Origin of the sequence: Streptomyces changchenzhani, from assembly GCF_039766235.1 — a bacterium.
Classification (GTDB): Bacteria; Actinomycetota; Actinomycetes; order Streptomycetales; family Streptomycetaceae; genus Streptomyces.
This window is the reverse complement of the sequence record NZ_JBDHNH010000026.1, coordinates 1-24,618: the sequence shown is the minus strand read 5'-3', so window position 1 is coordinate 24,618 and position 24,618 is coordinate 1. Positions and strand designations below refer to the sequence as shown.

The following is a 24,618-nucleotide window of genomic DNA, read 5'->3' as shown; positions in this document are numbered from 1 at the left end:
GATAACTGCTACGGCGGAAATCACTCAGCCAGCTGCAACACCGATGGTCAAGGGGGCGCACCCGGAGCAGGGGGAGGTGGGGGGGGCGGTACCGCCCCCACCACCTCCTCTGGAAGCACCGGAGGATCAGGCAGCAGCCAACGCTACTCCTGCGGCGTGACCGGACGCACCTGTGTGCCGGTGGAGCCATCCGCTATTGCCGGACCTCCAGATTCCAAAGCAGGCGACGCGGCAGTCCTGGGACTCCTCAGGAACGCCGTCTACATGTCCGAATACTTCTATGGGCCCTTGAGTGGGAGCTGCCCGAACGTAGATGACTGCACCCTCGGCCAGGATTACGACAAGTGGGTATCCGACCAGGGAATCGACACCGCCGGAGATGCGTATCTCGTCCCGGGCGCCCTGGCCGCAATTGTCGGCGCAGGAAGGTTTAAGCCTGGGAAGGGGAAGAAAAGTGGTGGTGGGCCGGGGTTCAGAACTGCATCACAAGCCGGGATCAGCCCGAACGATGCGCGGCGTATCCAAAATGCTGCCGACAAGGCCGGCCAGCCGGTCATCGTAGTCGGAAGCCGCGCGAACGGCAGCGCTAACCCGGCATCGGACTGGGATTACATTTTGTCTGGCCCGTCGAGGTCTCGGCATAGTCAGCAGAATTCCATGCCAAGGGGGACCGGGGATGGTGAAGGAAGTGGCCGAGGGCGCGACTTCTGGCAGAACTACAATCCAAGCCGGCCAGACTATGCAGAATTGGATCCGAGTAAGCCCTATGTCATATTCGAGCCCCGGATTCGGTGATCAATGAAAGCGTCGGAACGAATCATCAACGAGGTTGCCCAGGGGCTCCTTGAGTGGGAAGAGGGGGTGAGCTGGTTCTCTTCCCTGGAGCAGGTCGAGCAAAAGGCGGTACTGCATGAAGTGGTTCGCTACTCCATGCAGGCCCACGCAACGGCGGAGGACGGTCGAGAGGGCGTTTTGCGATCCGGAGTGAAGCCGACAGCAAATCCCGCTGTTCTGATTGTCAGGGAACCGCTACTCCAGCAAATGGGAAAGATTATTAATCTTCCTGAAGCTGAGTATGTGAAAGCGTTTCGTGTTCTCCTTTCCACTTTCGTCGTGGCGGATACACGGCGGAGAGAGCTGGAGTGCCGAGGAAGTTGTAGCCACGCTTGGCATAACTTGACATAGGAGTGATCGGCGGGCCTTTCGGCCGCTCGGCAGCGCCATCAAGTACCGGTCGCCACGACTACCTGAATTCGGTCGGCAGGCAAAATGGGAGCCCCCACCAGGCAGGGCTGATTCAAAGTCGGGGTGATCATGTGGCGTCGCTGGTCACGGCGGGCTGGTGATCTCTTGGAGGGGCGTCACGTACGCAACGAAGCTCCGGTTTACGGGGTGACCTCGCAAGTCGCCCTGAACAACCGGAGCTTCGATGTGCCGCCAGTCTGCCACCGTCTGCCTGACCAAGTCGCCCTCACGTCAACACCGCGAGATCCCGCAGGTGGTGGACCGTCTGGAGACCCTTCCCGACCCGCGTGATCGGCGCGGCCGTCGCCACACCTTGACCTCGGTGCTGCTGATGGCCGCCTGCGCGGTGCTGGCCGGCGCCCGCTCCTACCTCGCCATCGGCCAGTGGGCCCGCTCCGCTCCGCAGGACACCCTCGCCCGCCTGGCGGTCCGCCGCACCGGTGCCCTGGGCGTGCGCACCGCTCCGAGTACCTCCACCATCCGCCGCGTGCTGCTGGCCGTGTGCCCCGGCGGCCTGGCCGACCTGCTCGGATATGCCCCGGCCGGGGCCGGGAGTCTGGCCCTGGACGGCAAGAGCGCGCGCGGTTCGCGCACCGGGGACGCCCCGGCCGCCCGCTTGCTGTCCGCGGTCACCGGGACCGGACGCACCGTCACCCAGCTGCGGGTCCCGGACAAGACCAACGAGATCACCGGCTTCGCCTGCCTGCTGGCCCCGTTCGACCTGGCTGGCACCGTGGTCACCGCCGACGCCCTGCACACGCAGCGCGAGCACGCTCGCTTCCTCGTCGAGGAGAAGCACGCGCACTACCTGTTCGTGGTCAAGGCCAACCAGCCGGGCCTGTCCGCCGCGCTTCGGTCCCTGCCATGGGACAAGGTCACCGCGCGGTGAGGTTCCCCCGGTGTGCGGGAGGTGCTGATCAGCTGGTCAGGATGGGTTGACGTGGTTTCAGGTTCGCTTGTTCGGTCGTCGCCTGGTTGGCGTAGTGCTTCTCCTCGAACTCGATGGGACTGAGGTAGCCGAGGCGTTTCTGGATGCGTCGGCTGTTGTAGAAGCCGTCGATGTACTCGAACAGCGCGAGGTTGGCCTCGGCCCGGGTGACGAAGACGCGTCCGCGCACGCACTCGGTCTTGATCAGCATCCACAGATTCTCCGCGAGGGCGTTGTCGTAGCTGTCGCCCACGGACCCCATCGACCCCTCAATACCCGCACGTACCAGCCGTGTTGTGAGCTTGATGGACGTGTATTGACAGCCGTGGTCGGCGTGATGGATCAAGGTGCCGGGCACGGGCTCGCGGCTGGCCAGGGCGTACTCGAGGCAGGACAGGACCAGGTCGGCGTCCGCGCGGGCGGAGGTCTCCCAGGCCACCACCCGGCGGGAGAAGGCGTCGCGGATCGCGGAGAGCCACAGCGGTCCCTCACCCGTGGGGATCATGGTGAGGTCGGTGACCCACAGCCGGTTCGGCACGGGAGCGGTGAAGTCCCGCTGCACCAGGTCCGGGGCGAGCGTGGCCGTCGGGTCGCGGCGGGTGAAGCCCTTGCCCGTGCGGCGTGGGCTGAGGCCCGCCAGATCGGCCTCGCGCATCAATCGCTCGACCCGCTTGCGGCCGATGGCCACGCCCTCGCGCTTGAGCACGGCATGCACGCGGGGCGAGCCGTAGATCCCGCCGGAGTCGGCATGGATCTCCTCGATCTTGGTCGTCAACTCCGCGTCACGGCGGCGGCGTTCACACGGCTCCTTCTCCTGCCGGCGCCAGCGGTAGTAGGTGGACGAGGGGACGTGCAGTTCCCGGAGTACGGGCTCGACACCGAGGTCACTGCGTTCGCTGAGGAACGTCAGTACCTGCGCCGGGTCGTGTCGAGTTCCTGGGCGAAAAAAGCCGAGGCCGTGCGCAGGATCTCGTTCGCCCGGCGCAGTTCCTTCACCTCCCGCCGCAGCTGGCCCAGCTCGTCCTTCTCCTCGGTGGTCAGCCGGTCGTCGCGCTCGCCGCGGTCGGCCTCGGCCTGGCGGATCCAGCCGCGCAGTGCCTCCGGGTGGACCCCCAGCTCAATGGCCAGGCGCTTGATCTGGGGCTTCGGCTCGGCGGTGCGATACATCCGCACCGCACGCTCACGCAACTCCAGCGGATATTTCCTCGGAGCGGCCATGGTCAGAGTTCCTCTCATGAGAACCATCTGACCCGCTGTCATCGCCCTCCGCATCTCGGGGGAACCTCACAGCACGCTCACGAACGGGTGACGCTTCCCCCGCCGATGGCGCGGGTCAGCCAGCGTGGCCAGCCGCTCCGGCAGATGCACGAGCCCGCGGTGCTGACGCGACGGCGACTTGATCAGACAGATGCTGGCAGACTGACGGCACATCGAAGCTCCGGTTGGCGCAGGCGACTTGGCAAGGTCACCCGCATCAACGGGAGCTTCGTTGCGTTCGTAGCGCCTTCGCCAAACACCGTCACACCGCCACGACCAGCGCACCTACAAGATCAATCCGACTTTGCAACAGCCCTGCCCACCGAGGCCCTCCGCCCGTGTGCCGGGGACGACCGTTCATCTGCTCCCACCAAAACAGGAGCGCCTCAGGTTCCATACCGTAAGAGGCGGCGGCCCGGCACAAGAACGACCACGTCGTTTCACCGGCGAGAGGAGACACATGGAAGACCCCGGGAACCATCTCTCCAGCATCCCCAAGAAGGGCAGCGCACGACGGCCGTTCTCACTTTCCGGTGCAGGATCCGTCGATGCCGCCCACGGGAAGACAGGCAGGAAAGAGAAGTTGTCGCTTCGTGCGGTGATGCATCAAAGCCCACTCCATTGCGTTGCCCGCCGGCTGGCGATGACCCGCCGACGCTGATGGAGACCGGTCGGTGAAGGAAGACCTGCAGAGCTGTCCACAGTCTTCCGTCCGGCATGGACGGCTTCACTGGCTTCCGGGAGCCGACTGTTTCTCGCACCCTGTGCAGGCCCACGTCTATTTCTGCGTCGTCTCTCCGCGGGTGCCGGGCGCTCTGTCTTGCTTGACCTGCCAGCGACGGCCCGGGCGATGCGCAGTCGCTATCAGGGGGCGCGCGCGGAAAATCCGAGCGGCCACGTCCACGGGGGGCGTGTTCTACCGCGCCGTCCCGCTTTCGTGCTTCATGTCCTGCCTTAACGCGCCCTCGCGTGCCTACCGTCCATACGTGGCCGGCGGGATGCTCCCAAGAGAACGTGAAGCCTGTCGGGTTGTGCCGGCACGCGGCGTTACTGCCGCCTGGGGTGTGAGGGCAGAGCCGGGCTCGATGTACGGAGTCCCACGATGAGTGTGCTGGAAGTCCCTGCGGGTTATACCCGCGAACAGTGGCTGGAGTTCGTCAAGCAGGGCCGGCGCGTTATGCGCTCCAAGAGCACCAGCAATTTCGACATGGGCGATCTGCTCAACGAGATCATCAACGTCAACCCGCGCGGTCACGGTGAGATCACCACGACGCTCACCGTGTACGCCGCGCAGATCCGCTCCACACTCAGCTCCCTCAGCAAATATCGATACGTGGCCCAGTCATGGCCCGCCGAGATGCGCCGAGATGACGTTCCGTGGAGCGTCCACCAACACCTCGCGGCCGTCCCCAACCGGTTCACCCTCATCCGCGAAGAGCCCTCTGATGAACTCGATCCGAATCAGCACGGCCAGTGGCATACGGATGCTGCCCTCAGGGCCCGCGACTCCCTCCCCGAAACGCCGAGCACGGGCCCCGAACGGATCGTCCAGGCCAAGCGGCTCCTACGGGTCACTGAAGAAGCTGCTCACGCGGTGGCGCAGCTCGCGGAGCGTACCGAGGTCATCGATAAGGCCATGGAAGACCCGACCTTCCGTCAGGCGGTGCGGGACGCTCAGCGGGATCGAGGTCATCGGATCGAAGCGCAGAACCGCAGCCAGCAGCAGCCTTCGCCCTCCCCACGCACTGACAGCCCGCAGCCTGTTCCCTCGGTGGAGTATCAGCAGACGCCGGCAGCGGTGCTGAAGATCCTGGGGCAGTGCACGAGCTTCTGCGTCACCATGCAGAATGCGGTCGTCGCCGCTCAGGAGGAGCAGCTGACCACGGAGCAGGAGGCCGCGGTCCTGGACAGTCTGAAGAAGGTCCGTGCCGTCTGCGACTGGTGCGAACACGTCGTCACCACAGGCGGCTCCGACATGGACGAGGCCCTGGTCCGCCTCATAGGCGACGACGGCGGTGGTCTGTGATGAATTATCCTGGGCGCCGGTCCCAGTCCGATCTGGGCCTTGAACTGTGGGACCTGGTCAAGGCGACCCACGAAGAGGGAATGCCCCGCGCCGCCGCTCTCGAACACATGAGTCCGCACCAGTTCCAGGCCGCCAAGACCTGGGACCGCGACCAGATGTGTCCTCTCACCCGCGAATGCTTCCTCTACGCCCTGGGACGCTACTTCGTCTCCACCGACCCGCAGTTGTCTGTCCTCGCGCTTAACCGAGAGATCGAACTCCTCTACCACCGGGCGGTACGCCTGCACCGCAGCGCGATCGCCCCGCTGACCGACACCAACAACGTCACCCCACAGCTCCGTGTCGCCCACACTGCTCTGACCGGCATGATCGAAGCGGCCGCCCCGATGCGCGGCGCCGCCTTCTCCGCCCAGCTCGCCGTCCGTCTCCAAGCCCCGACCGCACAGTGAAGACCGACAGCATGCGAGCCCGCCCCGTCGCCGCGCCCGGCAGGCCCGGCACGAAACATTTGCGCCCTGTTCACGTGGCAAGCCAGACGGCGTGGCGCGCCTAACGATGGCGGGCAGAGGTGTATAGCAGGAGGTCTATGCGGACAACGCCGTCCGCAGGGCGAGGCCGGGGGTGGTCGATGCCGGGCGGGGCATACGAGGAATTGGCGCGCGACGGCCACCTCGGGGTGTGCGGACTCGAGTTGCTGCGCCGTCTGGGCCGTCAGGTGGCCCGAACCTTCCCGCCACCACAGGGCCACAGCCGGTGGGACGATGACGCCGTCGACGAACTCCTGCACCGCATGATCACCTAGGAGGGCGCCAATCAGCGGTTCATCACGAACTGCTTCCTGCGGGCGGTCGACGACACCTCCTTGGAGAAGATGTTCTTCACCTCGATCAGGAACTTCCTGATCGACGAGGCGAAGAGCACGGACCGGGGCAAGCTCCGACGGCGCTTCGCGAAGCGCCTCGACAAGGACGACCGTTTCCGCAAGGTGCCTGGTACGTCGCCCCGCTGGGCGCTGACCGCCCATCCGATCGACGCCACTTGGCAGGGCGAACTCGACGAACTCGTCCGCGCCGCATGGGAGGCCAGAGGGGTGTGGATCACCGCCTGGAACCACTCCGGCCCTACCCCGAAGGCGACGGTGCAAGCGCTGATGACAGTACTGACGGCAGTACTTGAGGGCGCCGGGGGAGCCGTCCGCGAGGAGGACCTGGCCAAAGCCCTCGAAGCCCGCTTCGATCTCCTCACCCCACCCCAGTTCACCACCCTGTACGCGCACGACGGCGCTCTGATCGACCCGGTGGGCGGCCAGGAGCAGGAAACCGATCCGGTAGGCGCAGAGATCGCCGCCGGGGAGATCTGGCAGGAGATGTCCCCGCAGGAGCGGCGACTAATGCCGCATCTCGACGATGATCCCGCTGAAGTGGCCACCCTTCTGGGGATCGGACCCCACCAGACGTACGCGATCATGGAAGCATTGAGTGAGAAACTCAGACTGGCGCTGACCGGCGACGGAAGCGATCCACGCGACGTAGTCGCAGTGCTGCTGCGCCGCGGCGGCGATCCACCCTGACGCCCGGCGAGTGACGTCGTTTGTCCATAGTGGGAACAGACCACCGCGAGGGAAGAATGGGGGCCGCCCGATGAGTCAGGCATCGAGCAGCGCATACGAGCGACTGCGTGCCGCAGCTACGCAGCTGAAAGTCCCCGAAGCCGTTCGCACCGCTGCCGCAGCCACACCCGGCGATCCCCACCCCGGAGAGATCTGGCGCGCCGTGTGGGAGAACGCAGTCGAAATCGTGGCCGTCACGGCTGTCGACGACACCGTCGTGCACGCCGTCCCGATCTCCATGGACACCCGGTTCCACGACGCCGACACTCTGTTGCTCCCGGCAGACGCTTCCACCCTGGAGCAACCCCTCGCCCTCTGGCGCGGCCTGCGCAGCCGCCTTCCCTGGTGCGTACTGGACCGGCAGGTCAGCCAGTTGTCCGTCCCTCTGGAGGCCGATGCCGCTCCTGCCCCGACCGCCACCGGTTACCGCTACGGAGGCCCCCTTCCCAGTCCCGCAGCACCGGCGGCCGAGTTCCGAGCCACCCTGGCCGACACCATGGACTACCTCGCCGCCGTACGCTGGGCACCGCAGGGCAGCGGTAGCCTCGCCGCGCTGCTGAAAAAACACGGTCTCGGCCCCGCCGAACTGGTCCGGCACCTGAGCATCCAGCCCCCGCGCGCACTTGCTCTTCTGCGCGCACAAGCTCCGCTCACCCCGCACGAAGCCAGCCTCCTCGCGCCCCTTGTGGGCCTGCCCACGGACCGGGTCCTGGCCGCTAACCCCGCCCTGCCTGAGCGCCTAGTGCACGAACTGAGCCGTCCCGCCCGGCGTGTACAGATCCGCCGGCTCGCCCAGCTCACCGGAACCGTCGAACGCGACGCCCGCCAGCAGGCCGTCCTTGCCACCCTCACCCTGGCAGCGCGACAGGAGCGACCCACGGAGACGGACTGGCCTGCCCGCGTGGACCGCTACTTCGACGTCCACCTTGACCAGAACGGCGACCGGTGAACTACCTGCGCCGCGCCGTGGCCCGCACCCAGGCCCAGGCCATACTCGCCGTCCTGCACCAGGACCATCCCGATGCCGCCGAGCGTCTGGGCACCAGCGCTCTGTACGAACTACGCCAATGGCCGGGCCTGGAAGTAAGGGACGTACCCGACGCCCCTTCCGGCGGCGGCTGCAGCGTCTCCGGTGCCTACTTCGCCGGCACCCGCCCCGTCCTCGCTGTCGCACGCTCCGCCAGTCTCGCCCGCCGCGACTTCACCGCCCTGCACGAACTTGGCCACCACCTGCAGCAGACCGTGGTGGAACTCATGGGCGCCCTGCTCGCCCAGCCCGACAACGGAACCGCCTTGGAGGACGCGGCCTGCGACGCCTTCGCCGCCGAAATCCTCCTGCCCGACACCCTCGCCGACCAGTACGTCGCCGTCGACGGACCCACCGCTGACGCTGCCGTCGCCCTGTGGCGGGCCGGGAACGCCTCCCGCATGGCAACATGCGTCAAAGCCAGCGAACGCCTCCCCGCCCCCGGACACATCCTGCTCCTCGACACCGACGGCCGCCTCGCCTTCGCCGCCTCCCACGGCCTTCCCCCACTGCGCCGCGGCAGTGACCAGAGCCGCGTCCCGGCCATCCGCACCGCCCTGACCGGACGGGGCCGCACCGAGGGACGCGCCCGGCTCGCCTATCGCGACGGCATCCTCGGCGACGAGCTCTACCTGCAGACCGCCGAAATGGGCGGCTACTTCCTCGCCGTCGCCGTCACCGACCTCGCCCCCTGGAAACCCTTCTCGCCCTCCGCGCGCCAGAGCGGACCACAGGGCAGCGACTACATCTGCACGCACTGCGGCGAGGACTTCACCTCCTACGCCCCAGCCTGCCCCCGCTGCGAGTCCGCCCCCTGCCCCGAATGCGACCGCTGCGGCTGCGCCCCGAAGACTGCTGAGCGCCAGTGCACCGCCTGTTTCGTCCTGCACCCCGCGGCCATGTACGTCGGCGACAGCGACCGCTGCCGCGACTGCGACTGACCCTCCCGGTCACACCCGCCCCGCTACCGCCGAGTTACGTCGTCTGTCCCCAATGAGGCGCCCGTCCCGGGCGCCCCACGACACACGGGACCCCGGAGCCGGCGCCGGGCACCGCCGCTTTCGAGGCCGGCAGGAATGAGCACGACAGAACGATGAACGACAGCACCAAGGGCGCCTTCGACGCCTTCGACGAGGAACTCAACCTCGACGTGCGCGAGCGCAAAAGCGCGCAGCAGCGGCACAACGACATCACTGACCATCTGGTGACCATCGGCCTGGCTATCAGCACCTTCCTGCAAGGCAGCTTCGCCCGTAAGACGATGCTCAAGCCGCTCAAGGACGTCGACATGGTCATCCGGATGCACCCTCGTCTGGAGAAGATCCTGCGCCGGCCCGGCGGTCCCGCCCACGCGATGCGCCTCATCCGCGAGGCCATCGCCCAGAAGTACCCCGACGCCCAGTTCGACGTGGACGACGCCCCCGCCCACGCTCTGCAGGTCACCTTCCCCGACCTGGACTTCACCTTCGACCTTGTGCCCGCCCTCGATGAGGAGGACAGCGAGATCGTCTTCATCGCCGACCGCGAGAACGACACCTGGGAGTGGTCCAACACCCGCACCCTCAACCGGGTCATCAGCACCCGCAACCAGGCCACCGGCGGACGGTTCGTCCACCAGGTCCGCATGCTGAAGTCCTTCAAGAAGGACCATCCGGTCCTCGACGACACCTGCGGTCTGCTGTGGGAGGCGCTCACCTACGAGGCCGTCGCCAGCCCGCTCGAGCACTCCCAGGCCCTCGCCGATACCCTCGCCCACGCCGCCCAGGCCGTCACCCGCGCGGTGTTCGATCCCACCGGCGTCGACGACCTCACCGCCGACTGGACCGTTGCACTGCGCTCCGCCTACGCTACTGCGCTCGCCGATGCGGCATGCCGCGCCACCGAGGCCCGCCGCCTGGAAGAGGACGGCCAGCACGCCGCCGCCATCGAGATCTGGCACCGCCTGATCGGAGACCCGTTCCCCGGCGCCGAAGCCCAGAGCGCCGCCGACGCGCTGCGCGCCCTGGCGGCCGGCAGCATCACCTCCACCGGCCGCGCCGTCACCTCCCCGCGCGGCCAGCAGCCCGCCCGTCCGGCACGGTCATGGCGTACCCGCTGAACCGGGTGCTCGCCGACCCCGCCGCTGCTGCCGACCACCTGCTCCACTCCGACGCCGTCTTCGGCGTGGAGCAGGCCGCCGGCCGCACCGGGCACGGCGGAGCCGCCCTGATCGAACTCACTTTCCGTCCGCTGCCCGCCCTCGAACGCGAGAACTACCCCACCGAACGAGTCCGCCTCGCCATCCGCCCCGACCACACCGTCCACGCCTTCCCACTCAACTCGGCCGACCGCGCCTTCAAGCACCGCAACCCACCCCCACTCCAGGACCTGTGTCTGCAGTACCCCGATGACGATGCAGCTCTGCGCTGGATCCCCGACGATGGCCTGGAACCCTTCATCACCCTCGTCCACCGGCATTTGCTATATGAAGAGGCCTGGCGCCGCACCGGCACCTGGCCGACCGAAGATGCCCCGCACGGCCAGCCCGCCCACGGCATCCACCCGCTGCGCACCCCCGAAACTCAACAGGAGGCCCGCCGATGGACCCGGCACCCCTCACAGCATCCTCGGCGACGCCCGCAACCTTGACGACCGTACTGATCCTCGCCCTGGGCTCCTCCGTCGTCGCCGGAGCCCTCGGGCACATCCTGACCGGCCTGCGCGCCGGCGCCACCGTCCGCCGCGACCGCTACGCCGCCGCCGTGAAACTCCTCGTCGCCCGTATCGAATACCCCTATCGAATACGCCGCCGTACCAGCGACGACCACGAGGTCCTCAACGCGCTCGCGACGACTGGCCACGACCTCCAAGAAGGCCTCGCCGAGATCAGCGCCTGGATCTCGACGGAAAGCCCCGTGCTGAGCGAAGTCTTCGCCCACTGCCTCACCAGCCTTGACGCGCCCTTCAAACAGGCCTGCAACGACGCCTGGAACGCATCGCCCATCACGACCGCCGCACAGATGAACCTGAGCGGCTTCGGCATGGGAAACCAGCAGCACATCGTGAGCACGATGGAACGCGCCCTCACCTACCGCTTCGGCCACCGGCGGCTAATGCCCGCCTTCCTGCTCCGCCGCGTGCTCAAGCGCCACGGGATCCTGCCATGACGACCCGGGCCTTGCCGTGCACTTCGCTTGACTGCTTGGTTCAACGACCGGTTGCCGCTGTGCCGCCCTCATGCCCATTCGACGCCCAGTTCCGCCAGGGCGGTGCGCTGCGGGGCGGTGAGCTTGTCCCGCCTCGTCTTGGTGTTGCTCAGAAATACGCCAAGCCGGACAGACACCGGTTCGGCCTCGCCGTCGACTGCGATTTCTTCGCTGTGCCCTCGGGGTACCGGCTTGCCCGCGCCCTCCCGGGCGATGTACTGCTTCAGGGCGGCTACGCCCCGCGTGAACGCCGCCGACCCCGGCCCAGCGTCCGCGCCCTTGCGTGCCGGGGCGGCGGAGGGCCGCTGGGTGGGTGTGATGCCGAGCCCGGTCAGCCGTTCCTGCTGTGCTGCGGAGAGCTGTGCCCAGTTGTGGGCCTGCCGTTGGATCCACCGCCCCAGATCATCACCTTCGACCATCACGCCGGGCTGGATGTCGGGCAGCCGGCCTTCGGATTCGTCGGTGGCGAGTTCGCGGAGCACCCGGTGGTGGCGTTGCCAGTCGAGTGGCCACGGGCAGTCCCAGTCGGGGTCGATCGCGGTGAGCTGCTGCGCCCGGTTCTCGGCGCGTTCTGGATTCTTGCCCAGGCCGCCTTTGCGGCGGAGGTTGGCCATGTGCTGCCCGACCGGCTGTTGGTCCGCTTCGGTCTGGCCCCAGATGGCGTCCTGGCGCGGGGCGAGGTGGTGGTGGGCACGATGGTACGAGCGAAGTGCGGCGAGTTTCGTCTCCCACGCTTCGTCTCCTGGTTCCCAGACCATCCCCGCGTCGGCAGCGTCCAGCTGCTCCTTGCGGTGGGTGTCGAGTTCGTTGGCACGGTAGGCGCGTCGCTGCTGGTGCACCCAGCGACCCAACGGGAACACGGTGACTCCGAGGGGCACTTCGGTGTCGTACGGCACGGCGTACAGCCCGGTGTGGTGGTGCAGCCGACGCCACCTGCGCAGGGCCTGGTAGCCCTCCAGCCACACCAGCGACTCGGGTCGGTAGATCCGGGTGCGCAGGAACGCGGCGATCGTGGCGGCGTCGCGGGGGCTGGAGAAGTGCAGCAGGGCCGACTCCACCGCGGCTTCGCCCTGCTCCTGCCCCTCTTCGCCATCACCTTCGCACTCCCCGGCTCCGATGATCCGCCCGTCGGCGTCCCGCTCGACGTGGATGTGCCGCTGCTCCCGGCCGCGCGACAGCGCCCGGGAGGCGAGCTGCTCAACGAGGCGTTCGTCGTGACTGCGGAGTCCGGCCAAGACGGCCACCAAGGGGCGGAACGAGGCGGAGGCGACCATGTCGTCGGGGTCCTCACCGGGCGCGAGGAAGACCGGCACGATGATCCTGGCGACCTTGGTGGCGCCGTCCAGGTTCGGCCGCAGGGCGCGCCCGATGTTCTGGACGATCTCGACTTGGGAGCCGCGGGTGTCGGCGAAGCAGATCGCCTCGACACCCCGCTCGCCGACGATGTCCACGCCCTCCCCGAGGACCCGAACGCTCGCCAGGAAGGCGCGGTGGACCCGCTTGCCGTCGGCGTCGATACCGTTGGCGAACTGCCGCAGCACCTCGCGCCGCTCGCTCACGAAGTGGTCCCCGCACAGCCAGTTTGCCCATACCCGGTCCGCGGGGACGTGGCGGTAGGGCTCCAGCTCGTACGGTTTGGCTCCCAGGGAGGATGGGGGCAGCGCGGCGGCGTCCTCGAGGAACGTGTCGGACGCTTCGGTGGCATACAGCTCGGCTGCCGTCTCGGGCAGCTTCTCCGCGAACGCGGCGGCCTCCTCCACCCGCTGATGGAAGGTCATCATCGTGCGCAGGTTGTGGGCGGCCGCGTGTTCCAGGAGCGCGGTCTGCAGCAGCGCCTGGCGCCGGCCCCGCAGCGCTTCCTCGGACAGGCCCAGGATCGGCTCCGGGTCGCGGATTTCGATCACGTCGATAGCGAAGCCGGCAAGGACGCCTCTCTCGATGGCCTCCGACAATCCGAGGTCGACAATCCTTGTGCCGTAGGGCCCGTCCGGGTCGGAGGTCATGGACGCGATCTCCACCTCCTGGCCGTCCTTGTCCTTCTGCGGGCGTGGAGCGGCGAGGATCCGTGGGGTGGCGGTGAGGTAGAGCCGGAAGTCGGCCTGGATCCGCTGCTGGTCGTGGATGGCCGCCCACGGTCGTCCCAGGTCCCCGGCGGTCCCGTGCGCTTCGTCCACCACTGCGAGATCGAACGGCGCCATCGTCTGCCCGTACAGCAGCTCACCACCTGCCAGGGCCTGCTCGATCGGGCCCCGGATCTTCTTCGGCTCCTCTCTCTCCGGCTTGGATCCTGCGTACGGGGCCACGTACGCAGGCGGCTGCCGGGGATCGTCCCGGTCGACCAGGGACGCGTAGGTAGCCAGCACAATGACCGGCCCGGACCCGGCCCACAGGGCGAGCTGGACCGGGTTGGTGGTGGTCCGCACCCCGAGCTGCTCCAGGACCTCGTCCTTCTCCAGCGAGCAGACCGCCACCATCGGGGAGCGGTGGCCGATGGTGCGCCAGGCCTGGGCGGTCTGCACGAGGAGGTCGAGGGTGGGCACCATGACCAGGATCCGGCCGTTCCTGAAGCGGTCCAGCGCGGCCGCCGCGGCTGTGTAGGTCTTCCCGGATCCGGTCGCGGACACCATGGTGGCCCGGGCCCCATGTTCCGGCACAGGGTTATTCGAAGGGAATCCGACCCACTTACGGATACGCGAATTCGCGTCCACCTGGTGTTCACGAAGCTGAATCGCAGATGCGAATCTGAGTGAGAGTGTCACTGGTGGTGGGGTGGGTGTCGCTGGGTGGTTGTGTGGGTCTGGCCTGGGGTGTTGTTCGAGGTGGTGTCATCGGTATGACGTGGTGTTGGTGACAGTGGGATGCAGGGGTGCTGGTCAGGTTGGTGCAGATTCCTGAGCGGCGGGGCAGTGTAGCGGCCGGGTCTTGTGCCGGACGGGTTTTTCCCTGAACTCTGCTTTATCGCTTGGTGGTTGGCGGATTGTGCCTCGTGGGAAGGGGTACGGGTCGTCGGTGCCAGGGAGTAGGGCATGGCCGGGACGGAATTGGTCAGCGTTGATCTTGGGGGCATGGAGGCCGCCTCGCTGGTGCCCAGGTTGCTGGGGCGTGAGCAGGCGGTGGCGAGGCTGCTGGCGTTGGACGGGCGCGGGGAGTTGACCACAGGGCATGCGCGGCTGGTCGCCAAGTCGGTGGGGGTGTCGCTGCGGACGGTATGGCGCTGGCTGGACGATGGCCGCCAAGGGCGCATGGAGCCGGCCGGGCGGGAGCGGTTCCACCTCACGGACGAGTTGCATGGGCGGCTTGCAGCATGGTGCGGGAACGCGGCCGCGCTGCACCGGGATCTGGTCGCTGAGGCGGCTGTGGCCCGCGCCGAGGGCGGGGACGTGCCCGGTACACCGTCGTTGGCGACACTGCACCGGGCGATCCGCCTCGATCTCAACGCGGGGCAGCGTGCGGCTCTTGCCGGTGGGGAGCGTGCCCGGCGGCGTCATGATGTGCATCTGCGGCGCCCGAGGCTGTGGCGTAATGCCTGCTGGGAGGCGGATCACAAGCATGTCCCGGTCGAGGTAATGCTGGACGGGGAGTTGGTGTTCCCGTGGGTGACGTGGTTCATCGACTGCGCCACGAACGCGGTGCCGGGTGCTGCTGTCACGCCGCACCAGCCCTCGAGGGACGCGATCCTGGCTGCTTTGCGGATCGCGCTCTCGCGGGATGAGAAGCCGACTGGCCCCTACGGGCCGATCGGGGGCCTGCCCTCGCTGGTGCGGATCGACCGCGGCGCCGATTTCCTCTCGGCCACGGTCGCCGAGGCCCTGGGGTACTTCGCGGTGCCCTTGCAGGACCTGCCCGCGTACCGGCCGGACTTGAAGGGTTCGGTGGAGAACCTGAACAGGTGCGCCGAGAGGATGTTCTTCGCCTCCCTGCCCCGCTATACCCACGCTCCCTCGATGCGGGTGCGCCCCGGCGCCCGTAATCCCTTCATCGACGAGACGCCCCCGCTGCCGTTCACCGAGTTCGTCCGCAGGCTCCTTCAATGGGTCACATGGTGGAACACCGAGCACACCTCGCAGGCCCTCGACGGCCTCACGCCGCTTGAGGCGTGGCGGGCCGATCCCACCCCTATCGAGGACGTCCAGCCTCATCTGCTGCACCGGTTCACGCTCGCCGACGACGGCCGCACCCGCACACTCACCGCCAGCGGCGTGCGCTGGAACAACCGCTACTACGTGGGGGAGTGGATGCACGGCGGCGCGGACGCGGGCACGAAGGTGACCATCCGCTACATCCCGCACCACGACCACGAGATCGAGGTGTTCGACGCCGCCTCGGGCAGGTATCTGGGGCCGGCACATCTGGCGGATGCGGCCACCGCCGAACAGCGCAAAGCCCACCGCCGCCGCAAGGACGCCGAGAAGCGGCGCCTTGCCCGAGCCTTGTCTGCCGCCTCCCGGCACACCCGCACCCGCTACGCCGCAGTCACCCACGCCGAACAGCCCGAGCAACTCGGCGCTTTGACCGCGGCCGAGGCCGCTGAGGAGACGGCCAGGACCCGGCTTGGCGACGCGGCCCAGTGGGCACTGCCCGATCTCATCCCGCCTGCTGCGCCCCCGGATCACTGGCGCACTCCGGCCTCGCTGCGCGAAGGGCAGCACCCCCAGAGCCCGCCCGCACCGGCTGACGGAGCCGACGGCCCGGATGCGGGCGAGAGCACAGAGGGAGAGAAGGACCGATGACCGGAACGTTGCCCCCGGCCCAGGGGGACCAGTATCTGTCGCTGCCCGGCGCGCACATCGTGTCCACCGCTGCCCTCGTCCGTGCCCGCCAGAACCTGGCTGACACGATCGGGGCGCGGGCGATGATGTGCGTATACGGGGACGCGGGGTTCGGTAAGACCCTCGCCGTCAATACGTGCCTGCGCGAGCTGGAGCCCGGCGAGGAGGTACGGCGGATCACTTTCCGCGCCCGGCCCACGGCCCGCGCGGTCCGGCACGAGATTTTCGCCGCGCTCGGCCTGAAGGGCGATGCCCCAGGCGCCCCGTCGGAGTTCGACCGGCTCCTCAAAGACGCCCTGGCAACGAAGCCACGGACGCTGGTGGTGGACGAGGCGCAGTGGCTCAACTCCGAGGTGTTCGAGTACTTCCGCTACCTGTGGGACGACTACGGCACTCAGCTGGCCCTGGTGTTCGTCGGCGGCCAGGGCTGCTACACGGTGCTGCGCAAGGAGCCGATGCTCGCCTCCCGCATCTTCATCTGGCAGCGCTTCAAGCCCCTGACCCGCGCCGAGGTACTGGAGGTGATCCCGTTGTTCCACCCGGTGTGGGAGAACGCGAAGGCGGATGACATCGTCTTCGCCGACGAACACGCCGCACACGGCAACTTCCGCAACTGGGCCTGGCTGACCGCGCAGGTCCGGATCGGCTGCGAGCGGCTGCAGCGACAGCGGGTGGACACCGAGGTCCTGCGGTGGGCCTTCAGCCGCCTGGGAGAGAACTGATGGGCCGCACCACCGGCGCGTCCTCGCGCGCCTCACAGGCACCGGCCCGTTCTCTACCGGCCCGCACCCTCAAGGCCCGCCCGTCCGCCGCCCCCACGCCGGCTGTCCGGCGCCGCCCGTCGTATCCGCCACGGCACCACCTGTCCCTGCCCGGCGCGGCCACCGTCCCCGTCCCCGTACTCGAGCACCTGGTCCGCGGCCTGGAGCAGACCGTCAACGAGCGGGCGATCATGTGCCTGTACGGGGATGCCGGATGCGGGAAGACCTTCGCCCTCGACACCGTGCTGGCCTCCGGCGCTGTGCCCGCCCGCCGTGCGCGTCTGATCCGTCTCCTGCCGCGCCCCGCCCCGACCCCGGCGGCCCTGCGCGCTCACCTCGCCGACGCCCTGAACCTCACCGATGTACGGACCGAGGACCCGGGGGTGTTCGATACGGCCCTGCGGAAGGCGTTGGCCGGCCGTGATCACCTACTGGTGGTGGACGAGGCCCAGCGGCTGGACGCCGCGTGTTTCGAGTACCTGCGTTACCTCTTCGACGACGCCGGCACCTGCCTGGCGATCGTCCTGGCCGCCGGCGAGCGGGGCCTGGCGGTGCTGCGCCGCCAGAAGATGCTGGCCTCCCGCACCGCGGTGTGGCTGACGATCCCCGCGCTCACCCCGGAAGAGGTGCGCTGGGTGATCCCGCGCTTCCACCCGTTGTGGGAGACGAGCGACCCCGATGCTGTGGACTTGCTCGATACACGCTTGTGTCACGGCAACTTCCGCCGCTGGGCCCAGGCCACCCACCACACGCTGCGCCTACTGCGCGCCTCGGGCGGCATCGCGGACTACCCGGTGCTGGAGGACCTGCTGGGCGCCCGTCTCCTGCCGCACCAGGACACCCGGTGACCGTCCCGCCGTACCACCAGCCGCGCCGGTGACGCCGCCATGAGCACAAGAATCATTTTCCCGTCCGCTGCGCCTGTCACTGTGCTCTTGGACCCCGCCGACGATGTCGCCGTCACCCGTGCCGCCTTGGCCGCGCACCACCTTCCCGCCGGCCACGTCACCGTGCACCCCGCCCCCGCGGTGCGTAGCCAGACACTCGGCTTCGACATCCTCGCCGCCCTCGGCAAGCCGGCCGAACTGCCGGGGAACTGGGGAAAAGAGGGCCCGCCCGTCTGGAACACCGCTGCTGCCTGGATCCTCGCCCTGCCTGTCGCCCGGCTCCTCGTGCTGCGTGCGCACCTCCTGGACGCCGAATGCTGGTCGCGCCTGCTGGTCCTGCGCAAGCGCACGGGTGTGCACCTGGTCGCCTTCTGCCACACCAGGCGCCCGCCCGCCGTGATGCGGACCGCGCTGCGCCACGTCGAACATCACACCGTATCCACCGGCGATGCGCCGGGTCACCTGCTGGATCCGGCCCCTGAGATCGCCCCGCCGCGACGTAATGGCGAAGGCCGCTGGATCACCGTGCCTGCCCTGGCCTACCTCGCTTTCCACCAGGATCTGCCCACCTGCCGCTGCACCCCCGGCCCTGCCGGCCACCCCTACGTCCCCGAGCGCGCCTACGCCATCGACCAGGTTGTCCACCGCCTGGCCACCCGGACCGCCGTGCCCCAGCTTGCCGCCGCGCTGGCCATCGCGGTCGCCACGGGCGCGTCTGCTTCCCAGCTCTCCACCGTCCACTACAGCCACCTCGACCCCGACGCCACCACCCTCACCCTCCACGACCCATTCCGCACCCGCCGCCACGGCTTCACAGCAGGCTGCGGCACCTACACCGTCCCGCCCTGGGCCAGGCCCTTCCTGCTGGCCGCGGCCAACCTGCTTCACCTCTCCCCACGCGACGGCTCCCTCCTGGCCGGCCCGCAGCACACCCTTCCCGCCCTGACCGCTTTTGCCGAGCACTGCCGCCTGCGCCCGCCCCAACCCACGCCGCCCCGCCGCAAGAAGAAGCACAAGGCAGCCGCACCGCCCCCAGTGCAGTGGTACGACGGCATACTGCCGCCCACCCCACAGCGCCCCACCTATGAATTCGGCACCTACGAGAAGTGGTTGCACGAAGCGGTCCGCCACACCGGTCTGCCGGCCTCCCGGAGAACGTCTCGACGGACTCGCCCATGACCGCCCACCGCACCCACCGCCGGCCGTAGACCACGGACAGACACGCCGTGAAGAAGCCTGTTCCCGGAGACCTCATGCCGGTGCCGTCCCCCAGACCGCTTCCTCCTTACCGATATGCCGATGAGGCATCCCTCGCCATGACCGCCTCTGAGACCCAGGAGACGAGCCAAGGACCAACCCCCATGCCCTGGACATCACGGCCCCGACGGCAGGAAGACTGTTCATGGGCGGGGCTGCGGTCCGCCGTCTCCGAAGAGGCCGGTGAACGAGAACGCCGCGGTGCTCGCCCCACAGGTCGGGCTGTCGCCTGGCTGCGCCTCCGTCGCGGGCCTGGCGATCAGCGCGTCCCAGCATGACGAACATCCGCATTGGCCATCGTCGCTGTGTTCCGTACCGGTCCGCCCTGCTGCTGTTCGCACGTGATCGGCCAGCGCCTCGAAGGCCGCCTTCCACCGATCAGCCGTCGCCTTGAGGCTCGCAGCCTGCCCGCGCGCCGAGCTCGCCTCTCCTGCGCGGCTTGACGCCGTGCCTGGATCATCGGCCAGTTGGGGCCGCCACCGTATCCGTACGACACACGCACTCCCCTCACATCACCTTGTGCCGCCCCTTTCAACGCCGTACCCGCCGCGAGGGCACGTGGAACCATGCCGCGCGGTGGCAGATGTCCGGTTCATACGGTGGACCGATCGACGGGAATCTAGGCTGCCAGGAGGAAGGCAGTACAGGGACGGGGCGGGTATGACGATTACGTACACACGCGGCGACAGCATCCACGAGACGGAGTTCGTGAGCGGGTTCTGCCGCACAACCTTGCCGAGCCTCCTGTCCCGGGCGGGCCTGTCCGACGCCGACGCGGACAGTGTCGTCGTCGACGTCATCCGGCGTGCGCGAATGCTGGCGGCGCTGCCGGGTGAGTACGCGGACGTTTTGGCCACTCCCTTCCTGGAAGAAGTCAGTCAGCACCGCCCCGTGTCGGCGCCGGCGTGGCTGCGAGCCGCCGTGGTCGTCGCCGTCCGAAACAGCACGCTGGAGGAATTCCACGCGCTCGGCGGCCCCATCGGGGCCGCCGACATAGCAGCCATCACCGAAGCTGCCACCAATCCGCTCCGGTCTCTCCTGGAACAGCCCGGCAAGCCGGTCAACTCCAACACCCTGACAGGCCTCGATGTCGCCTACCCGCGCGCGTGGGCGTGCCTGACCGCCTTGTCGAACGTGATGGAATCCCCGTCCGGTGGAGAGGGAAGCTACGCCCTTCCCCAGGCGCCGCAACCCGAACTGCCCGGCGTTAAGGAGATGTTCCACGCGGATCCCAGCAGCGCACGGCCCGTCGGCGAGGGCCAGCCAGTCGTGGCTTCCGGCACCGACCCGCGCTTCGATCAGGCTCTGATCCACCTGCTGCGCTACGTGCAGAGCCAACCCGGCTCCGTCGTTCCGCTCTCCGCCCTGAGCCGCCTGTCACGCAACAGCGGCAAGCAACTGCGCGTCCTGGAATTCCTCCTGGCACACCAGGCCACCATCGTGACGACGAACTACCTCCTGGGACCCGGCATCGTCGGTGTGCGGGCCCGCCCGATGGCCAAGCCCGACTCCTATGACCTGCGGCGCAGCATGAAGCCGACGCGCGGTCTGGGACCCACCCACACCAAGCTGCTGAAATCACTGAAGCGAGACCACTTCTAGAAGCCGCTACCGCACCGGCGGCGTCACCAATTGCCACCTGCGGCACGACGGACCCTTTCCGGCCGGCCGATGGCTGCGGCACCGTTGCCGGAACCGGGATCTGCCGCAGCGCGGCCTTGGACACGCACATCGTCCGTCGGTCAACCCCGCCGCCCAGACGCCATCGGGCAGTACCGCGGCGCCGTCGCCGCGGTACTGCCCGATGCAAGGGGGTCAGTTCTTCCGGGGCGGGGCGTGGTCGAAGAACCGGTGGCCTTCGTTGATCGGGATTTCCCTCACGCCGGGGTAGGGGCGGGGGAGAGGGTCGTTGGTGGCGGCGATGACCTGGCAGGCGTAGCCGTCGGCACAGGGCTCGTCCGCGATGGAGATGAGGGTATCGATCAGACGCAGGCTGGTGTCGTGATCGAGGCCCGTCGCCCCGAGTCCGGCCAGAGGCGAGTCGATGATCATCAGCGGGGGGATCCGGACCGCTGCGTCGATACGGCCGAGGTCGCGCAGGGCAAGCAGCAGAGCGACGTTCGTCGTGACCTTCGGGCTCCCGGCGACGGAACTGTCGTCGAACGTCTTGTCCCTCTCGTCGCGTTCCTTGACGAGAGTGGTGAAGTCCTGCGGATCCACATGCGCGGTCTCGACGGCGGGGTTGATCTGCCGCAGCCGCGTAAGGAAGAAGGCCGACAAACGGCCGGTGACCTCCTTGCGGCGGACCCCGTCAGCGGCCTGAGCGGCATCCCGGGCGCCCCGAGCGGCTTCCATCCGCTCCTTCGCCTCCTTGATCACCCGCTCCTGGGCCCGGATGTAGTCGGCGCGCTCGGTCTGCCGCTTGAGCTGGGCAACATCCCGACTCAGCCCGAAAACCTCCTTCTCCGCCTGCTGCGCGGCGCTACGGGCCCCAGCAACGATCTGCCCCTCGAAGGCGTCCCGGTCCGCGAGGGCGCGCGCCGCAGCCTGCTCGGCCTCCACCGCCACTCGGACGGCAGCGGTCACGACATCTTCCAGCTCGCGTACCTTCAACCGAAGCCGGTCCACCTTCGCGCTCGCCGCAGCGAGGAGCCTGGTACGCCGGTTCTCCCCTGCCGGATGAGGCTGATCGCACTGCGGGCAGCGCCCGGGGAAGCGTTCCGGAAGACGCTGCTCACACAGCGTGCACTCCTTCTGCGACGGCACCAACAAGGCATCACGCACGCCCTCGGCACGCGCCAGGTCCGCCTTCGCGCCGCTCAGCTTCGCCTGTGCGGCATCGGCCTGCTTGGCCGCCTTCCGACGGTGCTGCTCCGCGGCCTTGAACAGCGCCGTGAGACGGCCCAGCTCCCCGAGTGCCTCCGTCAAAGCGGCGGCCGCCTTTTGCCACCGCTGGGAGGCTGCCTCGTGCTCCCGGACCTTCTGCTCGTACTCGGCCCGCGTGGCTTCGGGATCGCTCAGGGCACCTGAGTCACGAAGCTTCTTGAACTGGGAGAGAGTGGTGCGTGCGGTCCGGTAACGCGCCTCTGCCTCGGCAGCGTTCTTCTCCAGCCCTGCGAGGGCCTCGTTCCACAGTCCGAGGACCACCTCCATGACCAAAATCCGCGAAGCATCCGGCACACCGCCCAGGAAATCGGAGGCGATCGTCTTCTGTCGCAGCGCCAGGACGGTGTTGTAGAAGCTGTCCAGAGTGAGCCGAGTGCTCCCGCGGACGGCAGCCGGCAGGCCGAGAAGATCTTGGACGAACCCACTCGCCGTGATCTCACCGGTCTTCGACGAGCTGACCGGTAGCGCCTTCTCCGTCTCGTCGGGACGGTCCAGGTTCTTCAGGAGCACCTGGGCCCGGGGGTCGGAACCACTGCGGGTGGCCTGCCAACGGGTGCCGGCGACACGGAACACCAGGCGCAGCTGGTCGCAGCTGCGCACCTCGGGCATCACCCGCGTGGTCTTCAACCCGAGCGGATAGAGCAGCGTCTCCAGCGCGGTCGACTTTCCCGATTTCGAATGGCCGACCAGGAAGGTGACCAGGCCTTTGAGGTGCCGGACGTACCAGATGCCGCCGCGTTTGAACTCAAGCCGCTCGATCACAAACGACGGGCCCACCAGGTCTCCTTCGCATCAGGTGAATGGTTCACTCCGACAACGAGCAGCCGCCGAATGGGTGACGTCTCAGGTGGTTACCTCCAGGTCTGACGGCAGGATCAAAGAGACACATGAGGCTTGGCATGGTGCTCGGCGGGGCCAGTGCGTCTCACCGGCCCCGCCGCCGTCAGGCTTGACGCCGAGTCCTGCCGCATCGAACGGCGTCGTCGTCCGAGATCGCCCCGGGTTCGGACACCGCTACGGGCGGGCTGCACTGTCGTACTGCCGTCGGCTGCCGGCAGGAGCCTTTTTGATGCCGAGATTCGGCCACCATTGTCGGTATTCCGTCTATGCCCGATACACGCTCCGTTACGATTAGCGCCGCGATTACTCGCATGGCGCACGGATAGAGAGGCTGTCAGGCCTCTGTTCTGACGCAGCGCGGCAATGGCACGAACGTGCGTCGGTCCGGGCGCGAGAGCGTCCCGGGATCGCGCTTGGAGATGGACGATGTTCGGCCTTGCGGTGCGGGCCGGGATGCAGGGGCGGGAAGTGCGGAATGACTTCGGGGATTTCGTCGTTGAACAAGCCATTGTTCACGTGGTGCCCCAGCCCCCCAAGGGGGAGGATCCTCTTCCGCTCCAGCTCAGCGAGACGGCCTGCCGGTTCGACGATGCGGTGCGCACTGCTTTGCAGGGGAAGCTTCGCGATGTCCTTCACCGTCTGGGGCGTGAGGTCGTGGAGGACCCCGAACTCAAGTCCGGTCTACCTGATGCCGTTCGGGGTTTCCTGGCCGGGGAGCAGGGCCTCGTGGAGGTCTCCGGGCAGCTGGCCCATGCGCTGCGCGACAGTCAGAATGGGTCCAGCTCGGCAGGGCTCCTCCTGGTTGCCTCCGCCCGCCTGGATGATCAGCACGCCCTGCTGATGGTCAAGCTGGAGGAGGAGACCGGCATGCAGGCCAACGAGATCGTCACGGACGGTCTGCGCACCTTCGACATGCAGTACTTCGCCAACCTGCTGTTCACCGAGAAGTCCAAGGTGTACAAAGTGGCTCTCTTTTCCGAAGAGGGGAACGCCGAACAAGGACTTCAGGGGTGGGCCGCGGATCCTCAGAAATCGGGCAAGGACGTGGCCCGGTTCTTCCTCGAGAAGTTCCTGGGCTGCCGACATCAGGACGACCCCAGGGAGCTCACCCGCCGCTTCCACGACACGGCCATGGAGTGGGTCAACAGCCGCTTCACGGACTCCGAGGTGCGTGTGGACTACCTCATGGCCGTCATGGTTGAGCTTCAGAGCTCTGCCGGGACCCTGGACCCCGTGACGTTCCTCGAAACCCACCTGAAGCAACCTCACCGTGATGATTTCGCCGCATTCCTGACCGAGAACGATGTTCCCACCAGCACGTTCGACAAGAACATCGAGCTCATCAGGGGCCGGCTGCAGAAGGTGCGAGTAGACCTCGCCAACGGAACCTTCCTGGTCGCTCCGCTGGAGGCCGTACAGGATGGCACTGTGGCTGTGGAGAACCTCGGGGACGGCCGCACCACAGTCACTGTTACGGGGAAGCTCACCAAGACCAGCAGCGGAGGAGCGGCGGGCCGCCACCTCAAGCCTGTCAGCCAGCCCGAGGAACGGCCGTCGCAGACCGAGATGATTCCGGGGCTCGAGAGCGTGGTCCTCGCTCCGGCTCGGATGCCGCACGCTCGTACCGGCGACGAGATCCTGCCGGCGCAGACATGAGCCTCGGCGGCACCGTGCTCGTTTCCGCGATACGCGTGGAGCTTTCATGCCGCTGACCGCGCAGGAGGCCTTCCAGCGCTACCAGCAAGAACACCCGCGCATCAAGGCGGCGGCCCAAGCCACCGAGACCTATCTCCGCAACCGCGCCGCACGCAAGGGGATCGCCTGTCAGGTGGCCTCCCGGGCCAAGGAAGTCAGCAGTTTCAACACGAAGATGTACCGCAAGGACAAGGGCTACACCGATCCCTGGAAACAGATCACCGACAAAGCAGGCGTACGTTTTGT

21 protein-coding genes and 1 pseudogene are annotated in these 24,618 nt (G+C 68.0%); 18 read left to right on the top strand and 4 right to left on the bottom strand.

All coding sequences use genetic code 11. The features are described 5' to 3' along the window. The first annotated feature begins 798 nt into the window (after positions 1-798). Positions 799-1,185 carry a DUF5958 family protein gene (locus ABCR94_RS39360; RefSeq protein ID WP_521978793.1) on the top strand — a complete coding sequence of 129 codons (387 nt, stop codon included), beginning with the start codon at positions 799-801 and terminating at the stop codon, positions 1,183-1,185. Positions 1,186-1,429: 244 nt separating this feature from the next. After that, complete coding sequence (locus tag ABCR94_RS38725) at positions 1,430-2,134, top strand: ISAs1 family transposase (protein ID WP_347126135.1); 705 nt, start codon at positions 1,430-1,432, stop codon at positions 2,132-2,134. Between the two features lie 28 nt (positions 2,135-2,162). On the opposite strand, the gene ABCR94_RS38720 is transcribed toward ABCR94_RS38725, so the two are convergent. Both ABCR94_RS38720 and ABCR94_RS38715 read right to left on the bottom strand, forming a co-directional pair. Continuing rightward, a complete protein-coding gene (locus ABCR94_RS38720; protein WP_347118397.1) occupies positions 2,163-3,029 on the bottom strand; it encodes an IS3 family transposase in 867 nt (288 codons plus the stop codon). Between the two features lie 50 nt (positions 3,030-3,079). After that, positions 3,080-3,409 carry a transposase gene (locus ABCR94_RS38715; RefSeq protein WP_347116874.1) on the bottom strand — a complete coding sequence of 110 codons (330 nt, stop codon included), beginning with the start codon at positions 3,407-3,409 and terminating at the stop codon, positions 3,080-3,082. A 1,123-nt stretch (positions 3,410-4,532) separates the two neighbouring features. Here ABCR94_RS38715 and ABCR94_RS38710 point away from each other — a divergent pair. The 9 genes from ABCR94_RS38710 to ABCR94_RS38670 all read left to right on the top strand — a co-directional run bounded on the left by ABCR94_RS38710 (position 4,533) and on the right by ABCR94_RS38670 (position 11,238). Continuing rightward, positions 4,533-5,456 (top strand): DUF6192 family protein, encoded by a 924-nt coding sequence (locus ABCR94_RS38710; RefSeq protein WP_347126134.1) that lies wholly within the window; start codon positions 4,533-4,535, stop codon positions 5,454-5,456. Further along, positions 5,456-5,905 (top strand): hypothetical protein, encoded by a 450-nt coding sequence (locus ABCR94_RS38705; protein ID WP_347126133.1) that lies wholly within the window; start codon positions 5,456-5,458, stop codon positions 5,903-5,905. Before ABCR94_RS38710 ends, ABCR94_RS38705 begins: the two co-directional genes overlap by 1 nt. A gap of 179 nt (positions 5,906-6,084) precedes the next feature. Then, positions 6,085-6,258 carry a hypothetical protein gene (locus ABCR94_RS38700; RefSeq protein ID WP_347126132.1) on the top strand — a complete coding sequence of 58 codons (174 nt, stop codon included), beginning with the start codon at positions 6,085-6,087 and terminating at the stop codon, positions 6,256-6,258. A 60-nt stretch (positions 6,259-6,318) separates the two neighbouring features. Then, a complete protein-coding gene (locus tag ABCR94_RS38695) occupies positions 6,319-7,026 on the top strand; it encodes a hypothetical protein (protein ID WP_347126131.1) in 708 nt (235 codons plus the stop codon). Between the two features lie 70 nt (positions 7,027-7,096). Next, positions 7,097-8,014, top strand: coding sequence for a hypothetical protein (locus tag ABCR94_RS38690; protein ID WP_347126130.1), 918 nt, complete (start codon positions 7,097-7,099; stop codon positions 8,012-8,014). Then, positions 8,011-9,033 carry an ImmA/IrrE family metallo-endopeptidase gene (locus ABCR94_RS38685; protein ID WP_347126129.1) on the top strand — a complete coding sequence of 341 codons (1,023 nt, stop codon included), beginning with the start codon at positions 8,011-8,013 and terminating at the stop codon, positions 9,031-9,033. The genes ABCR94_RS38690 and ABCR94_RS38685 overlap by 4 nt, the downstream gene beginning before the upstream one ends. Before the next feature lie 152 nt (positions 9,034-9,185). Further along, the gene (locus ABCR94_RS38680) at positions 9,186-10,190 is read left to right on the top strand and encodes an SMODS domain-containing nucleotidyltransferase (RefSeq protein ID WP_347126128.1); all 1,005 of its coding nucleotides are present in this window, start codon (positions 9,186-9,188) and stop codon (positions 10,188-10,190) included. Beyond that, on the top strand, positions 10,175-10,720 hold the full coding sequence (locus ABCR94_RS38675; RefSeq protein WP_347126127.1) for a hypothetical protein: 546 nt from the start codon (positions 10,175-10,177) through the stop codon (positions 10,718-10,720). The genes ABCR94_RS38680 and ABCR94_RS38675 overlap by 16 nt, the downstream gene beginning before the upstream one ends. Beyond that, complete coding sequence (locus ABCR94_RS38670; protein WP_347126126.1) at positions 10,717-11,238, top strand: hypothetical protein; 522 nt, start codon at positions 10,717-10,719, stop codon at positions 11,236-11,238. Before ABCR94_RS38675 ends, ABCR94_RS38670 begins: the two co-directional genes overlap by 4 nt. 68 nt (positions 11,239-11,306) lie before the next feature. Here ABCR94_RS38670 and ABCR94_RS38665 read toward each other — a convergent pair whose 3' ends face one another. Further along, the gene (locus tag ABCR94_RS38665) at positions 11,307-14,036 is read right to left on the bottom strand and encodes a DEAD/DEAH box helicase (protein WP_347126125.1); all 2,730 of its coding nucleotides are present in this window, start codon (positions 14,034-14,036) and stop codon (positions 11,307-11,309) included. 306 nt (positions 14,037-14,342) lie between these two features. On the opposite strand from ABCR94_RS38665, the gene ABCR94_RS38660 reads away from it, so the two are divergent. The 5 genes from ABCR94_RS38660 to ABCR94_RS38640 all read left to right on the top strand — a co-directional run bounded on the left by ABCR94_RS38660 (position 14,343) and on the right by ABCR94_RS38640 (position 20,553). Beyond that, the gene (locus ABCR94_RS38660) at positions 14,343-16,007 is read left to right on the top strand and encodes a transposase (RefSeq protein WP_521978796.1); all 1,665 of its coding nucleotides are present in this window, start codon (positions 14,343-14,345) and stop codon (positions 16,005-16,007) included. Then, on the top strand, positions 16,004-16,768 hold the full coding sequence (locus ABCR94_RS38655; RefSeq protein ID WP_347126123.1) for an AAA family ATPase: 765 nt from the start codon (positions 16,004-16,006) through the stop codon (positions 16,766-16,768). The genes ABCR94_RS38660 and ABCR94_RS38655 overlap by 4 nt, the downstream gene beginning before the upstream one ends. After that, a complete protein-coding gene (locus tag ABCR94_RS38650) occupies positions 16,768-17,655 on the top strand; it encodes an AAA family ATPase (protein WP_347126122.1) in 888 nt (295 codons plus the stop codon). Before ABCR94_RS38655 ends, ABCR94_RS38650 begins: the two co-directional genes overlap by 1 nt. A 39-nt stretch (positions 17,656-17,694) precedes the next feature. Next, the gene (locus ABCR94_RS38645; protein ID WP_347126121.1) at positions 17,695-18,873 is read left to right on the top strand and encodes a hypothetical protein; all 1,179 of its coding nucleotides are present in this window, start codon (positions 17,695-17,697) and stop codon (positions 18,871-18,873) included. A 738-nt stretch (positions 18,874-19,611) separates the two neighbouring features. Then, positions 19,612-20,553: a hypothetical protein gene (locus tag ABCR94_RS38640; RefSeq protein WP_347126120.1), complete on the top strand. Its 942-nt coding sequence runs from the start codon at positions 19,612-19,614 to the stop codon at positions 20,551-20,553. Positions 20,554-20,766: 213 nt separating this feature from the next. Here the strand turns inward: ABCR94_RS38640 and ABCR94_RS38635 are convergent, their stop codons facing one another. Further along, positions 20,767-22,614: a hypothetical protein gene (locus ABCR94_RS38635; protein WP_347126119.1), complete on the bottom strand. Its 1,848-nt coding sequence runs from the start codon at positions 22,612-22,614 to the stop codon at positions 20,767-20,769. A gap of 582 nt (positions 22,615-23,196) precedes the next feature. Here ABCR94_RS38635 and ABCR94_RS38630 point away from each other — a divergent pair. Beyond that, positions 23,197-24,333: a nucleoid-associated protein gene (locus tag ABCR94_RS38630; protein ID WP_347126118.1), complete on the top strand. Its 1,137-nt coding sequence runs from the start codon at positions 23,197-23,199 to the stop codon at positions 24,331-24,333. 46 nt (positions 24,334-24,379) lie between these two features. Continuing rightward, positions 24,380-24,618 (top strand): annotated as a pseudogene (locus ABCR94_RS38625) (hypothetical protein); the annotation flags it as partial.